Origin of the sequence: Streptomyces sp. NPDC006372 (assembly GCF_040612515.1) — a bacterium.
GTDB lineage: Bacteria > Actinomycetota > Actinomycetes > Streptomycetales > Streptomycetaceae > Streptomyces.
Window position 1 is genome coordinate 16,599 of the sequence record NZ_JBEXQJ010000059.1, and the last position, 14,123, is coordinate 30,721.

12 protein-coding genes are annotated in these 14,123 nt (G+C 71.2%); 7 read left to right on the forward strand and 5 right to left on the reverse strand.

Features of this window, described 5'->3' with window-relative positions:
* Window positions 1–23: 23 nt before the first annotated feature.
* The gene (locus ABZ016_RS41180; RefSeq protein ID WP_356921908.1) at window positions 24–989 is read right to left on the reverse strand and encodes an NADP-dependent oxidoreductase; all 966 of its coding nucleotides are present in this window, start codon (window positions 987–989) and stop codon (window positions 24–26) included.
* 198 nt (window positions 990–1,187) lie between these two features.
* Here ABZ016_RS41180 and ABZ016_RS41185 point away from each other — a divergent pair, with 198 nt between their 5' ends.
* The 3 genes from ABZ016_RS41185 to ABZ016_RS41195 are packed head-to-tail and all read left to right on the forward strand — an operon-like array spanning window position 1,188 to window position 3,561.
* Window positions 1,188–2,222, forward strand: a complete 1,035-nt coding sequence (locus ABZ016_RS41185; protein WP_356921909.1) for a phosphotransferase family protein — start codon at window positions 1,188–1,190, stop codon at window positions 2,220–2,222.
* Between the two features lie 5 nt (window positions 2,223–2,227).
* Window positions 2,228–3,442, forward strand: coding sequence for an acyl-CoA dehydrogenase (locus tag ABZ016_RS41190; RefSeq protein ID WP_356921910.1), 1,215 nt, complete (start codon window positions 2,228–2,230; stop codon window positions 3,440–3,442).
* Window positions 3,439–3,561 carry a hypothetical protein gene (locus ABZ016_RS41195; RefSeq protein WP_356921911.1) on the forward strand — a complete coding sequence of 41 codons (123 nt, stop codon included), beginning with the start codon at window positions 3,439–3,441 and terminating at the stop codon, window positions 3,559–3,561. The genes ABZ016_RS41190 and ABZ016_RS41195 overlap by 4 nt, the downstream gene beginning before the upstream one ends.
* Here the strand turns inward: ABZ016_RS41195 and ABZ016_RS41200 are convergent, their stop codons facing one another.
* Genes ABZ016_RS41200 through ABZ016_RS41210 form a run of 3 tightly spaced genes read right to left on the reverse strand, consistent with a single transcriptional unit; the run spans window position 3,562 to window position 6,618 of the window.
* Entirely contained in the window at window positions 3,562–4,155 is a 594-nt protein-coding gene (locus tag ABZ016_RS41200) for a TetR/AcrR family transcriptional regulator (RefSeq protein ID WP_356921912.1), read from the reverse strand.
* A gap of 28 nt (window positions 4,156–4,183) precedes the next feature.
* Window positions 4,184–5,848: an AMP-binding protein gene (locus ABZ016_RS41205; RefSeq protein ID WP_356921913.1), complete on the reverse strand. Its 1,665-nt coding sequence runs from the start codon at window positions 5,846–5,848 to the stop codon at window positions 4,184–4,186.
* A complete protein-coding gene (locus ABZ016_RS41210; protein WP_356921914.1) occupies window positions 5,845–6,618 on the reverse strand; it encodes an SDR family oxidoreductase in 774 nt (257 codons plus the stop codon). Before ABZ016_RS41210 ends, ABZ016_RS41205 begins: the two co-directional genes overlap by 4 nt.
* Before the next feature lie 196 nt (window positions 6,619–6,814).
* On the opposite strand from ABZ016_RS41210, the gene ABZ016_RS41215 reads away from it, so the two are divergent.
* Window positions 6,815–8,050: a DUF1343 domain-containing protein gene (locus ABZ016_RS41215; protein WP_356921915.1), complete on the forward strand. Its 1,236-nt coding sequence runs from the start codon at window positions 6,815–6,817 to the stop codon at window positions 8,048–8,050.
* 107 nt (window positions 8,051–8,157) lie between these two features.
* Complete coding sequence (locus ABZ016_RS41220) at window positions 8,158–9,474, forward strand: serine-threonine protein kinase (RefSeq protein ID WP_356921916.1); 1,317 nt, start codon at window positions 8,158–8,160, stop codon at window positions 9,472–9,474.
* A gap of 19 nt (window positions 9,475–9,493) precedes the next feature.
* Here the strand turns inward: ABZ016_RS41220 and ABZ016_RS41225 are convergent, their stop codons facing one another.
* On the reverse strand, window positions 9,494–12,292 hold the full coding sequence (locus ABZ016_RS41225; protein ID WP_356921917.1) for a penicillin acylase family protein: 2,799 nt from the start codon (window positions 12,290–12,292) through the stop codon (window positions 9,494–9,496).
* A gap of 263 nt (window positions 12,293–12,555) precedes the next feature.
* On the opposite strand from ABZ016_RS41225, the gene ABZ016_RS41230 reads away from it, so the two are divergent.
* Window positions 12,556–13,158: a hypothetical protein gene (locus tag ABZ016_RS41230; protein ID WP_356921918.1), complete on the forward strand. Its 603-nt coding sequence runs from the start codon at window positions 12,556–12,558 to the stop codon at window positions 13,156–13,158.
* Window positions 13,159–13,251: 93 nt separating this feature from the next.
* Window positions 13,252–13,983 carry a 3-keto-5-aminohexanoate cleavage protein gene (locus ABZ016_RS41235; protein ID WP_356921919.1) on the forward strand — a complete coding sequence of 244 codons (732 nt, stop codon included), beginning with the start codon at window positions 13,252–13,254 and terminating at the stop codon, window positions 13,981–13,983.
* The last annotated feature ends 140 nt before the right edge of the window (window positions 13,984–14,123 follow it).

A 14,123-nucleotide genomic window follows, 5' to 3' on the forward strand; every position in this document is an offset into this window, starting at 1 on the left:
AGGGAGGAGCCCGGTAGGCGATGTCAGGCAGAACCCGGGGCCGGCTCCGCGCTCTCCGTCTCCCAGTCCACCGTCACGACGATCTTGCCGCGAGTCCGGCCCTCCTGGCTCAGCCGGTGCGCGTCCGCCGCCCGTTCCAGCGGGAACGTCTCGGAGACGTGCACGCTCACCGCCCCTCGCTCCGCCAGTTCGGACAGCCGCTGGAGGTCCTCCGCGTCGGGGCGGACGAAGTGGTAGCGGCCGCCGTAGTTCACGACGTCACCATCGGCGATCGACGCCAGGCGGCCCTCGGGGGCCAGCAGGTTCGCCGAGACCTTCATTGTGTCGCCGCCCACCGTGTCGAACACCGCGTTCATCCCCTCGGGCGCCGCGCCCCGCACCCGTTCGCCCAGCCCCTCGCCGTAGGCCACCGGCTCCCCGCCCAGGCTGCGCACGAAGTCGTGGTTGGGCTCGCTCGCCGTGCCGATCACGCGGGCGCCGAGGTGCACACCCAGCTGCACGGCCAGCGAGCCGACACCTCCGGCCGCGGCGTGCACGAGGACCGTCTCGCCCCGCTTCACCTCCAGCACACGGGTCAGCACCTGGTAGGCGGTGAGCCCGGCCAGCGGCAGCCCGGCCGCCTCCTCGAAGGAGAGGTTGCGCGGCTTGCGGGCGAGGGTGCGGATGGGCGCGGCGACGTACTCGGCGAAGGTGCCGCGGGAGAGGAAGTCCTCGCGTACGTACCCGATGACCTCGTCCCCGACGTCGAACTCCGAGACGGCCGCGCCGGGCCGTACGACCACGCCCGAGACGTCCCAGCCGGGCACCACGGGGAAGGCGGCTTCGAGGATGCCGTCGAGGTAGCCCTCGCGGGCCTTCCAGTCGACCGGGTTCACGGCCGCGGCCCGCACCTTCACCAGCACCGAGTCGGGGCCGACCTTGGGGTCGCGGACCTCCCCGAACGCCAGTGCCTCGGGTCCGCCGTACCGTGAGTAGCTGATGGCCTTCATGGGTCCGACCTTCGGGGCTCCCCGTTCCGCACGCAAGCCGGATGGCCTGAACGAAGCCGCCGGACGCTCCCCGGGGCCCGGCGGGCGGGGCCGTCGGCCTATCGTGGCTCCGATCACGTTTCGGCCCCGCTCTGGACTACATACCGACCGGTCGGCATCATAAGTCGGGAACCGTCCACCTGCCCGTAGGAGCGACGCATGAGCCCCGACCATCCGCCCGGACTCGATCTCGACCGGCTGCGCAGCCTGCTCGAACGGGAGCGGCCCGGCCTGGTGACCGGCCCGCTGTCCGGCCGGCTGATCGAGGGCGGACGGTCGAACCTCACCTACGCGCTCTCCGACGGTACGTCCCGGTGGGTCGTACGGCGGCCCCCGCTCGGTCATGTCCTCGCCACCGCGCACGACATGCGGCGTGAGCACCGGGTGATCAGCGCCCTGCACCCGACGGCCGTGCCGGTCCCCGAGCCGGTGCTGCTGTGCGAGGACGAGGAGGTGCTCGGGTCGCCGTTCTACGTCATGGAGTTCGTCGAGGGCACCCCCTACCGGACCGCCGACCAGCTCGCCCCGATCGGCCCGGAGCGGACCCGGGGCGCGGTGCTGAACCTGGTGGACACACTGGTGGAGCTGCACGCGGTCGACCCGGGCGAGGTGGGCCTCGCCGACTTCGGCCGGCCCGAGGGCTTCCTGGACCGGCAGCTGCGGCGCTGGGGCAAGCAGCTGGACGCCTCCCGCAACCGCGACCTGGACGGCATCGACGAGCTGCACGCCGCCCTCGGCCGGGACCTGCCCCGCTCCCCCGCCCCGGCCGTCGTACACGGCGACTACCGGCTCGACAACGTCCTCATCGGCGAGGACGACCGGATCAAGGCCATCCTCGACTGGGAGATGTCGACGCTCGGCGACCCGCTCACCGACCTCGGCCTGCTGGTGATGTACAGCATGCCGCTCGGGATGTCCGACTCCCCCGTCTCCACGACCGCCGAGGCCCCCGGGCATCCGGCGCCGTCCGAACTGATCGAGCGGTACGCCGCGCGCTCGGGCCGCGACGTCTCCGCGGTCTCCTGGTACACGGCGTTCGCCTGGTTCAAACTCGCCGTGATCCTCGAGGGCATCCACTACCGCTACACGCTGGGCCAGACGGTCGGGCGCGGCTTCGACCGCATCGGCGACCTCGTGCCCGTCTTCGTCCGGCACGGACTGACCACGCTCCACGAAGGCCTCCAGGAGGGCTGATCCAGATGGACTTCGCTTTCGACGCACGCACCGAAGAGCTGCGCGCCAAGCTCCTCGCCTTCATGGACGAGTACGTCTACCCGGCCGAGGCGGTGGCGCACGAGCAGCGCGCCGGGCTCGCCTCCCCGTGGGAGACGGTGCCGGTGGTGGAGGAACTGAAGGCCGAGGCGCGCCGGCAGGGCCTGTGGAACCTCTTCCTGCCGGACTCCGAGTACGGGGCCGGGCTCACCAATCTGCAGTACGCGCCGCTCGCCGAGATCATGGGCCGCTCGCCGCAGCTCGCGCCGACGGTGACGAACTGCGCGGCGCCCGACACCGGCAACATGGAGGTGCTGACGCAGTTCGGTGACGAGCAGCAGCGCAAGCAGTGGCTGGAGCCGCTGCTGGCCGGCGAGATCCGCTCGGCGTTCGCGATGACCGAGCCGGAGGTGGCCTCCTCGGACGCCACCAACATCACCACCCACATCGAGCGGGACGGCGACGACTACGTCATCACCGGCCGCAAGTGGTACATCTCCGGGGCGATGCACCCGGACTGCAAGATCTTCATCGTGATGGGCAAGACCGACCCGGACGGGGAGGACATCCGCCGTCAGCAGTCGATGGTGCTGGTGCCGCGTGACACCCCGGGCGTCACCATCAAGCGGGCCATGCAGGTGTTCGGCTACGAGGACCATTACCACGGCGGCCACGCCGAGGTGATCTTCGACAACGCGCGCGTGCCGGCGTCGAATCTGATCGGCGAGGAGGGCGGCGGTTTCGCCATCGCGCAGGCCCGGCTGGGTCCCGGGCGGATCCACCACTGCATGCGGCTGATCGGCATGGCGGAGCGGGCGATCGAGCTGATGTGCCGACGGGCCGTGTCGCGTACGGCGTTCGGCAAGGCGCTGGCTCAGCAGGGCGTGGTGCACAACTGGATCGCGGACGCGCGGGTGACGGTCGAGCAGTTGCGGCTGCTGGTGCTGAAGACGGCGTGGCTGATGGACACGGTGGGCAACAAGGGGGCCCACACCGAGATCCAGTCCATCAAGATCGCGACGCCTCGGGCGGTGGTCGACATCCTCGACCGGGCGATCCAGCTGCACGGGGCGGGTGGGGTGAGCCAGGACTTCCCCCTGGCAGAGCTCTACGCCGGGGCGCGGACCCTGATGATCGCGGACGGCCCGGACGAGGTGCACCAGCGTTCGCTGGCCCGGCGGGAGCTGAAGCGGTACCTGTGACACGCGGTGGCGGTGGGGGTGTCACGCCCCCACCGCCGCTTCGGCCGGCGCTGCGGCGCCTGCTCGAGATCACCGGCACCTACGAGTACCTGACCGGCGCCGGCGACGGAGTCACCTGATCACGGCCGCAGGGCGCGCAGCAGCAGGTCGGCCAGGTGGTCGGCGACCTGCTGAGGGGTGAGGGGACCGTCAGGGCGGTACCACGTGGACAGGTGGTGGACCGAGCCGAAGTGGTAGTCCACGACCAGGTCCGCCGGTGTCGCCTCGGAGAAGACGCCCGACTGCTGCCCCTCCTCCACCAGCGCACGGAAGCGCTCGTGGTAGCGACGGCGCTCGGCGCGCACCTGCTTGTTCTTCTCGGGGCTGAGATGGTGCATGGACCGCCAGAAGATCATCGCGTCGTCGAGGTTGTCGATGGTCGTCACCACGACATCCGCGGCCGCGGCCCGCAGCCGTTTCTCCACCGGCTCGCCGGAGTCCGCCACGGCGTCCAGCCGCTCCTGCTGGATGCGCAGCACGCGCGCGTACACCTCGTGCAGGAGGTCGTCCTTGGAGCCGAAGTAGTGGTAGAGCGCTCCCTTGGTGACGCCGGCCGCCTCGACGATCTCCTGCACCGAAGTGCGGTCGTAGCCCTGCTCGGCGAAGAGCCGGGTGGCGGCGGCCAGGAGCCGCTGAGGCACGGGGGTGCCGTCCGAGTCCGTGGTCCTGGGCACTGCCGCCACCTGCCTTTCCGTACTGCTGTCAGTTGCCTTGCGTCCGGGAACGCAGTTCCCGACGGAGGATCTTCCCACTGGCCGTCTTCGGCAAGTCCGGCAGGATCTCCACCTGGCGCGGGTACTTGTAGGCGGCCAGTCTCTCCTTGCAGTAGTCGGCGAGCGCACCCGGGTCCGTCTCGGCGTCCGGCCGCAGGCTGATGTACGCCTTGACGGTCTCCCCGCGATACCCGTCGGGCACGCCGACGACGGCGGCCTCGCGCACCGCCGGGTGCGTGTAGAGGACGTCCTCGACCTCGCGCGGCCACACCTTGAAGCCGGACGCGTTGATCATGTCCTTCTTGCGGTCGACGACGTACAGCCAGCCCTGCTCGTCCATGAAGCCGATGTCGCCGGTGCGCAGTTCGGCGCCGGGGAAGGTCTCGGCGGTGGCGTCGGGACGGCGCCAGTAGCCGGGCACCACCTGCGGGCCCCGTACGACGATCTCGCCCTGCTCGCCGAACGGCACCTCCTCGCCGTTGTCGTCGACGATCCGGACGACCGTGTCGGGGCCGGGCAGACCGACGGCGAGGGTCCCGGAGACCGGGTCGACGGGCGCCTCCAGATGGGGCGGCACGGAGGCGCAGGGCGCGGTGCACTCGGTCAGCCCGTAGCCGTTGCGGATGTACGGCCCGAAGCCCGCGCGGAACTTCTCCACCAGCGCGGGCGGCAGCGGGGCGCCGCCGGAGGAGATCACCCGGAAGGAGGAGAAGTGGTCGCGGGTGACGGAGGGGTGGGCGGCCAGGGCCATGAAGGCCGTGGACGGGCCGACCGTGTAGTGCGGCCGGTGCTCGGTGAACGCGTCGAGCACCACGCCCGCCTCGAAGCGGTAGGCCAGCACGAGCGTGCCCCCGCTGTCCAGGCAGGCGCCGAACTGGCAGACCATGCCGGTGATGTGGAACAGCGGCGCCATCGCGAAGTACACGGGCCGCTCGGGCAGCCCCAGACCGGTCCGCTGCCGCTCGGCGTTGTACATGATGTTGCCGTGCGTGTTGGTGGCGCCCTTGGGCGTCCCGCTCGTGCCGGAGGTGTAGCTGATCAGCGCGATGTCGGAGGGGCCGGGCTCGCGTCCCTCGGGCGCCTTGTTCCCGGCCCGGGCCACGGCCACCAGGTCGTCGGCGTCCTGGGCCTGCGGCAGCCGCTCGAAGGTCAGCACCCGCGCGTCGCCCCGGGTCTGGAAGTCCAGTTCGCACCCGGTGAGCACCATTCGTACGGGCGAGTCGGCCGCCGTCTCGCGCAGATACGACTCCCAGGCCCGGTCCGAGCAGATCAGCGCGGCCACCTCGCCGTCCCGCAGGACGTGGGCCACCTCGCCCGACTTGTACATCGGGTTGACGGGCACGACGACCGCGCCCGCCTTCCAGGCCCCGAGCAAGGCGAGCACGAAGTGCGGGGAGTTCTGCAGCAGGACCGCGACCCGGTCGCCGCGCTGAAGACCGCGTTCCGTCAGATGCCCGGCGACGGAGTCGCTGAGCTCGTCGACGTCCCGGTAGGTCAGCCGGCCGTCGAAGTAGGCCAGGAACTCGGTGTCGGGCGTCTCGGCCACGGCCCGGCGCAGGGCGTGCACCAGGGAACCGGCGGGGCTGATCGCGCCCTTCTGGGCGTCGTTCAGCAGCCCCAGCCAGGGCTTGGCCGCGTAACGGGACTCGGTCACCGGGTCTCCTCCCACTGCTGCTGGATACGGTTCATGCCGGTCAGCCACCGGTCGGGGTCACCGGCCCGGGCCTGGTGGTAGGCGGCGACCTCCGGGTGCGGCAGGATCAGGAAACGGTCCTCCTCGATGCCCTTCAGCAGAGCGTCCGCCACCGCCTCCGGCTCGATCGCGGTGGGCTGGAGCACCAGGTCGCCCGCACTGCCGGTGGCGGCGAGCATGTCGGTGCGCACGCCCTGCGGGCAGACGGCGTGGACCTTCACGCCCCGGTGCCGGTACGTCAGCGACAGCCACTCGGCGAAGGCGAGCGCGCCGTGCTTGGTGACGGCGTAGGGGGCGGCGCCGATCATCGTGAGCAGCCCGGCGGCGGAGACGGTGGAGACGAACCGGCCGCTGCCGCGCTCCAGCCAGGCGGGCAGCAACTCCTGAGCGGCCCGCACATGAGCCATGACGTTCACGTCCCAGGAGACGGCCCACGCCTTCTCGTTCAGCGGCTCCCCGGGCACGATGCCGTCGGCGGCGACACCGGCGTTGGCGCAGTAGACGTCGACGGTCCCGCCGAGTGCGTCGCGGGCGTCACCGACGATCGCCGAGGCGTCGCCGGGCACGGCGATCCCGCCGATCTCCTCCGCGACGTGCTTGGCCCGCTCGGCGTCCAGGTCATTGACCACGACCCGGGCCCCTTCGGCCGCGAAACGCCGGGCGAGCGCGGCCCCGATGCCGCCACCGGCCCCCGTGACAACAACCCCGGTCCCTTGAAAGGCTCCCACCATCGGTCTCCTAAGTCGCGGCTCAGCAATGGCGACAGACTAACCGGTCGGTATGTACCAGGGAAGGGGCGTCGACAACGCCCCTTTCAGGGGCGCGGGGAACTGCGCGCTCGACCACGGACAGCCCGCAGCCTCCCCACAACCCGCGGAAGCGCATACCGTGCCCATGCCGACCGTCCCCGCTCAAGGAGGTCACCGCATGCGCCCTTCAAGACGAGCCGTACTCACAGCCGCCACGGCGGCAGCCGTATCAGCCACCTCCACCGCATCCGCCGCCCAGCGCCGCAGGCAAACGCGCACCGGCTTCGAACGACTGGCAGACACCGGCTACTCCCTCCTCGACAACCAGAAGGTCGGCATCGTCACCAACCCCACCGGCATCACCCGCGACGCCCGCCACATCGTCGACGTCATGCACCCCGACCCCCGCGTCGACCTCACCGCCGTCTTCGGCCCCGAGCACGGCTTCCGCGGCACCGCCCAGGCCGGCGGCTCCGAGGGCCGCTACGACGACCCGGCGACCGGCCTGCCCGTCTACGACACGTATCTGAAGAGCGGCCGGGCGCTCGCCGACATCTTCACCGCGTCCGGCGTGGACACGGTCGTGTTCGACATCCAGGACGTCGGCGCGCGCTTCTACACCTACATCTGGACGCTGTACGACTGCATGGAGGCGGCGCAGCTCGCCGGCAAGCGGTTCGTGGTCCTGGACCGGCCCAACCCGGTGACCGGCCGCGCGGCGTCGGGGCCGGTGCTGCACAAGGAGTTCGCCACGTTCGTAGGGCGGCAGCCCATTGCCCAGGCCCACGGGATGACCGTCGCCGAGCTGGCGCGGCTGTTCAACGGCGAGTTCCTCACCGAGCCCGTACCCCTGCAGACCGTGACGATGTCGGGCTGGAAGCGGTCGGATTTCTACGACGCCTCCGGGCTGCCCTGGGTGCCGCCGAGCCCGAACATGCCGACGCCGGAGACGGCCCTGGTGTACTCGGGGACGTGCCTGTTCGAGGGCACGAACCTGTCGGAGGGGCGCGGTACGACCCGGCCGTTCGAACTGCTGGGCGCGGAGGGGATCGACGGGCGCTGGGCCGCCGCGGCGAACGAACTCGGCGTGCCCGGCGTGCGGTTCAGGGAGGCGTACTTCGCGCCCACCTTCTCGAAGTTCCAGGGCAGGACGATCGGCGGGGTGCAGGTCCATGTGCACGACCGGGAGGCGTTCGACCCCGTACGCACGGGAATCGCCCTGCTGGTGACCGCGAAGAAGGTCTGGAGCGGTTTCGCCTGGCGCCCCGACAACTGGATCGACAAGCTCACCGGCTCCACACGCGTGCGCACGATGATCGACGCCGGCGCCGACGCCGACGAGGTCGTGGCGGACTGGCAGCGGGAGCTCGCCGCGTTCCGGAAGACGCGGCGGACGTACCTGCTCTACCGCTGAACGCGCTCCGGCCCGCCCCATACGTCCGTGACGTATGGCCATTCACGTCCGTTGGCAGGACGATACGCCCACATCGCGGCGTCACCCGGGGGACGAGGGGGCCTGTCATGGCGGATCCGGCGATGAGTGTGACTCCCTATTGGGAGCTGACCTTCGACGCGGACGGGGACCCGGCGCGCCGCCCCCGCGACCGGCTGCTCGCGGGGGTGACCGAACGGAAGGTGCGCGACCTGATCGTCTTCGCGCACGGCTGGAACAACGACCGTTCGAGCGCCACCCGCCTCTACGACCGCTTCTTCGCGCCCGTTCCGCGGCTGGCCCCGGCGGCCCGGATCGGGTACGTCGGGGTGCTGTGGCCGGCGATGCGGTTCTCCGACGAGCCGATCCCGGACCTGCCCCGGGCCGTGGCGGCCGAGGCGCCCCCGCGCCCGGTGCTCGACAAGGACACCCGGCACGCACTGCTGGAGACCTTCCCTGGCCGGGCCATCCTGGTCGACCAGATCGCGCGGCTGCTGGAACAGCAGCCGCCGGAGGAGGCCGAGCTGGAAGAGTTCGGGCGGCTGGTGCGGCTGCTGGTGGAGGTCGTGGCGCCGGGACCGCAGGCGCTGTTCGCGGCGGACACGGTGGCGGAGGGGGTGCCGCAGAGCGAGCCGGAGATGGTGGCCGGGTCCACGGCGGCCGCCTGCGAGGAGTTCGCGCGGGCGCTCGCGGGACTGGAGGCGTCCGGGGCGCAGCGCGGGTTCCGGCTCCCGAACCCCTGGGACGGTGCGCACGAACTGCTGCGGCAGGCCACGTACTACGCGATGAAACGGCGGGCGGGGACCGTCGGTGAGCGTGGTCTCGGCCGGGTGGTCGGGCAGCTCGCGCAGGCCGCGCCGGGCGTGCGGGTGCACCTCGTCGGGCACAGCTTCGGCGCGCGGCTGGTGTCGTTCGCGCTGCGCGGCCTGCCCGAGGGCGTGCGCACGGTGAAGTCGGTGACCCTGCTCCAAGGGGCGTTCTCCCACTACGCGTTCGCGGCCCGGCTGCCCCACGACGCCCGGGCGGGAGGGGTGCTCCAAGGCCAGCAGAACCGCGTCGACGGTCCCCTGGTGTGCTGCCACTCCCGGCACGACTCGGCCCTCGGCACGATGTATCCGCTGGCCTCGCGCATGGCGGGGGACAGCCGGTCGGCCGCCGGCCTCGACCTCGGGCGGGCCCTGGGCGCCAAGTGGGGTGCGATGGGCTACGGCGGGACGCAGGCGGTGTCGGGCACGCGCGCGTACAGCCTCGCCGAGGCCCTGCGGACGAGGCTGCCCGTCTCGGGGTGCGTGAACGTCGACGCGGCGGCCGTGGTCAGACGCGGCGGACCCCCGGCCGGCGCGCACAGCGACATCCTGCACGAGGAGCTGGCCCGGCTGGTGCTGGCGGCGGGTCGCGTCCGCTGACCCGCCGCCGGCCCCTGCGTCACCGGTGCGAGGTGAACTCCACGACCTGCTGGTAGGTCGGCCGGTTCTGCCAGCTGATCTTGCCGTGCTTGATGCCGCCGAGGGTGCGGTGGTTGATCGAGTCGGCGCACCACTGGTCGCCCGCCGAGCACACGTCGTCGCCGGGGTAGACCTGGGCCGCGGTCTTGCCGGCCGCCTCCTTCAGGGTGCTGACGAGGCTGTCCCGGCAGGCGCCGAGGTTGCCGTCACCGCAGTACTCGCGGGCCAGCGGTCCCCGCACCTGCTCACCGAGCACGGCCCGGATGTCCTTGTCGACGTAGCTCCACCAGCCGTACTGGAAGGAGCTTCCGGCGTGCGCGCCGGTGGGTCCGTGCGCGGCCGACGGGGACTCGTCGACGGGGAGGTTGGCGGCCATGGCCTCGTAGAACTCGCTGCCGAGGCCCGGTTCGAACTCGGCCTTGACCAGCAGCGGCCACCAGGCGTCCAGGATGCGGATCGCGTCGGCGTCGGCGTACTTCTTGGAGCCGGCGGAGGTCTCGGTGCGCTTGCCGCCGGCCGCCACCCAGGCCTGGAGCTTGCTCACGGCCGCGGCCGCGGCCGAGTCGGTGACCGGTGCGCTGTTGATCACCTTCAGCAGCTTGGGCAGGACGTCCTCGGCGCGCAGGTCGGCGAGGGCCGCGTCCGCCATGGCCCGCACCAGCGAGGCCCGGGTCACGCCGCCCTTCTGGACCAGCTTCTTCACCCGGTCCTCGAGGAGGTTGCCGCGGTGCACGGAGCCGTTGCCCCAGGGCGCGGCCGTGTAGTCCTTGGCCTGCTTGTTGTTCCAGGAGACGTAGTAGTCCTGGTCGACGGAGTTGGGGTGGGCGGAGGGCGCTGTGTAGTCGGCCGTGTTGGTCGCCGGGTCCCAGCCCCGCCACTCGTAGGCCGGCCGCGCCCACACCGGGAACTCGGCGTCGACGCCGTTCGCGCGTACCGGGTTGTCGCCGCTGTTGTAGTAGGCGGTGTGCTGGGAGTCGGCGTAGAACCAGTTGAAGGTGTAGTTGATGTGCTGCACGGCCTTCTGGAAGGACTCCGGACCCTTGACGTACTCGGGGTCGTTCAGCATCTGGAAGCCGATGATGGAGTCGGCCTCGTGCAGGAAGGAGGAGCGCAGGGAGGTGTAGGCGACCTTCTTGCCGCCGACCGTCGCGCGGGACTCGACGGGTCCGTACTTCGTGCGCCAGACGCGCATCGTGTACGAGCCGGCCGCGGTGCCGTCTGCGGTGGTCGGCTTCCAGGCGTTCTTCTGCTCGATCTTCTCCATCGGCGTGCAGGTGCCGCGGTACAGGTAGTGGTAGTCGTCCTGGCACAGTTCGACGGCGTAGCTGTCGATGATGTCCTGGCCGGAGGTCGTGGCACTCCACGCGTAGTCCTGGCCGCGGCCGAGCTCGACGTACATGCTCAGGCCCGCGAAGGAGGCGCCGCGGGCGCTGATGCCCGGCCCCTGGAGCTCCTGGAGCAGCAGCAGTTGCGGGGCGAAGTAGCCGGTCTGGGGGCCGAACACGGCGACCGGGTGGCCACTGGCGGTGTGCTCGCCGCTGACCACGAGGGCGTTGGACATGCCGCGCCTGGCGGACGACACGGCCGTTCGGGCCGCCTCGCCGGACGCGCCGGTGGCGCCGGCGGAGGCGGCGCTGCCCGTGCGGTCGTGGACGAGCGGTTCGGGCTCGACCGAGCCGGCGTCGGGGATGGCGGTGCCCTGCGGATCGTCCGGCTTGGTCGCGTACGGGAAGCTGCCGTCCTGGACGGTGAGGACGGCCTCCGGGTCGTTGCGCATCCGGAAGGACTCCCAGACCTTTGCACCCTCCGCGACGCCGTACTTCTCCTGGGCGGCGAGCAGGGAGAGCGCGTTGTTGACCTCGCCGCCACCGCCGGAGCCGAACAGCGCGCCGATGACGGAGCCCAGCGCGACCATGTCGGTGATCTTGAAGTGCTCGATGGTGCCGGCGTTGGTGACCGAGTCCTTGTGCCCGGTGAGGACGTACTCGCCGGGGAAGTAACGGCCGCTGTCGGAGGCGTCGATGTAGGCGTTGATGCCGTCGAGGTAGGCCTTGGCGTCGGCGAGGGCCTGCTTGCCGCGTTCGCCGTTGGTGGCGATGGCGTTGTCGATCTGCGCCTGGAGGTCGGCCTCGGAGTAGGGGGCGTGGCGCCAGAACTGCTGTTCCAGCCCCTGGTTGGCGGGTGCGCCGCCGGCGAACGAGGTCAGCTGACCGCGCCCGACGTGCCGGAAGACGTCCATGAGCCACAGCCGGTCCTGGGCCGCCGCGTAGCCGGCCCCGAACTCCGTGCCGTACCTGGTGGTACCGGTGATGTGCGGCACACCGGCCTTCTTGTCCCGGACGATCGTCACGTCACTGCGCCCGGCGGGCTTGAGCGTGGAGGCGACCTGGTCGGCGGGGACCCCGAAGGAGGCGTCGTTGAAGAAAGTGTTGATCTTGTCGTTGGTGAGCCCGGTGTGCCCCTTGGCGAGGTCGGCGTAGGGCCCGAGCTGGTCCTCCGCGTGTTCGGGCTGCGTACCGAATGCCTGGTTCAGGAGGATTTGAGCGAGGGTGGCGTTGCCGTTCTGGCCGGGCGGGAGGATGTCCGAACACTGGCTGCCGCAGTAGTCGTTCGCAGCCGCCGCGGCCTGCGTGTTCGCCGTTTCGGAGGCGGCCGCCTGCGACAGTGGCGACAAAAGACCGGCGATCAGCGCGCATACGGATGCGGTCTTCAGGAACCCGGGGATTCCGCGGGGAGTTCTCATTCTGTCGAGAACGGTGCGTGGGTGACGCCGTGGCATGGGGGGCTCCTCCCGTGGGGGTGGCCGGGATGTTACCGCCGGTATCCCCGGGATTGAAGATGAACAGGCGTCACTTTTTGGAGTCAGCACAACAGGCACACGGACCACGGCAGTCGACCGGCGAGCCTCTTCAGATGGCTTATGGAGGGCATTTGAAATCGGATGGAGCCGATTCGCTTGTCGATACGTCTATTCGGCGACGTCCGTACGACGACGCCGAAGTGACCGGATTACAGGTGCAGGTGTGACGGAGGTGCAGGACGATGGCCGGTTTCCGGAGTCTGGCGAGACAGGTCCGCGATCCGCGGTGCGACCTGGCATTGCGGCGCTATTCGCTGCGCAAGTGCCTTGAGAGGTTCGCCCCTTACGGGCACAGGGCGACCTGGGACCATTTGTGCTCCCGGGCAGGGTTCGGTCCCGAGGACCGGTCCCCCGATCCAGCGCGGCTCGTGGCCGCACTGGACGAACTGGAGGAGGCGCGGGCGGTCTGGCTGGCCTATGAGGTCGAGTTCGCCGAGCGCCGCAAGAAGGAGAAGCACGACGGACTGCGCCGGCCGGGCAGCGTGGACGACTGGCACCGGCTGACCTGGGGCGGGTTCGGCGTGGCGTGGTGCGACGATCCGACGGTCCATCCCCGTGAACCGCTGGCCGAGGTACTGCGCCGGCTGATCGCCGCACTGGAGCGCGAGCCGGGCGCGGAATGCCCGGTGTGTGGCGGGGAGCGACTCGCCTGGAGGTACGACCTGGACCACGAACCCTCGACCGGTCCGGTCTGCACGGACTGCGGAATCCTGGTACCGCGTCCCGTGCTCACGCCCGAGGCCCTGGCGTACGCCAGGCGGGCGAGGCTGTTGGTGTCGGCTTGACGAATGCGGGTGCGCGGGGGGTGCGCCGGGGATGCCGCACCCCCACTGTCGTGGGGCGAGCCGACTGTCAGTGGTGACTGGCACCATCGAGGCATGGTGCAGGTGTGTCTCAACGGGGCGCGGGTGGCCGCCGACGGTCCTGCCGTGCCGCTGACGCCCGATTCGATGGCCGCCTCGGCGGCCGAGGCGGTCGCCGCCGGGGCCACGGACATCCATGTCCATCCCAAGACGCCGTGCGGGCGGGATTCGATGTCGCCGCGGGTGCTGGCGACGACACTGGAGGCGATCAGGGCGCGGGTGCGGGTTCCCGTGGGGGTGACCACGGGGGCGTGGGCAGAGCCCGACCCCGCCGAGCGGCTGAAGCGTGTGCGGAGTTGGGCGGCGCTGCCCGTTCTGCCCGACCATGCTTCGGTCAACTGGCATGAGGAGGGCGCGGAGGAGGTGGCTGCCGCGCTTCTCGAGCTGGGGGTGGGGGTGGAGGCCGGCATCTGGTCGGGGACGGACGGGGCCGAGCGGTTCGCCGTGTCTGCGTCGGGGCCGAGGGTGGTGCGGGTGCTGGCGGAGGTGACGGACACGGATCCGTCGACTGCCGTGGCTTCCGCGCGGCGGGTGTTGTCCGATCTGGGGTCCGCACATGGGCGCCCTGTGCTGTTGCACGGGGAGGACGGGGGTGCGTGGCCGGTGCTGCGGGTTGCGGGGCGATTGGGGTTGGCCACGCGGGTCGGGCTGGAGGATGTGCTGGTACTGCCGGACGGGCGGCGGGCCGGGTCCAATGCGGAGTTGGTGACGGCGGGGTTGGCGGAGTACGCGCGCGCGGCGTTGTGAGGTGCTGGGCGTTGCTGCTGGGGTCGGGGTGGGTGCGCAGCCCGGCGGTGCGGGCGCGTCGTGGCTCGGCTGCCGCCGGCCGCTGCTGCGGGCCACCCGTCCGCTTGGCTGCGGGCAATCGTGCCGCTAAGGGCGGCACG